The organism is Arthrobacter sp. B0427-1-12, from assembly GCF_059092905.1.
Map to the genome: position 1 here is coordinate 1 of NZ_JBNHIC010000183.1, position 670 is coordinate 670.

At 66.0% G+C, this 670-nt stretch carries 1 protein-coding gene; it reads left to right on the top strand.

Features of this window, described 5'->3' with window-relative positions:
• On the top strand, positions 1-670 hold a 670-nt coding region (locus AC5RWU_RS24460; RefSeq protein ID WP_494037354.1), incomplete at both ends, for a CoA transferase.

The following is a 670-nucleotide window of genomic DNA, read 5'->3' on the forward strand; positions in this document are numbered from 1 at the left end:
GGGTGGGGGCAGGAAGGGCCTCTCGCTGCCCGCGCCGGCCACGACCTCACGTACACCGCATTGAGCGGGGCGCTCGACGCGATCGGCGAACCGGGCCGCAAGCCAGTGCCGCCCCTGAATCTGATCTCGGACTTCGGTGGAGGTGGCGCCTTCGCGGTGATCGGGGTCCTTGCAGGCCTGTTCGAGCGAGCGGGCAGCGGTCGAGGCCAGGTCATCGATGCGTCCATGATCGACGGAACCACGTATCTGCTCTCGTCGGTCTTCTCCATGCTCAACTCCGGACAGTGGAACTTGGAGCGCGGGAGCAACGTGCTCGACGGCGGCACCCCTTTCTATGACACGTACGAGTGCGCGGACGGTCGATACATGGCCGTTGCCGCCCTCGAGCCGAAGTTCTGGCGGACGTGCGTGGCACACATGGAACTGCCGGTCGATCCCGATACGCAGTGGGACAAGAGCACATGGCCGGAGTTGCGAACACTCTTGGCGAAGACCTTTGGCAGCAGGACCCAAGCCGAGTGGACTGACCTGCTCGAGGGCGTCGATGCGTGCGTGGCCCCGGTTCTGACCTTGACAGAAGCCCCCCTTCATCCCCACCTGAGTGCGCGCGAGACACACCTGAAGGCATCGGGTGGGTTCCAGCCCGCGCCGGCCCCCCGATTCTCCCGCA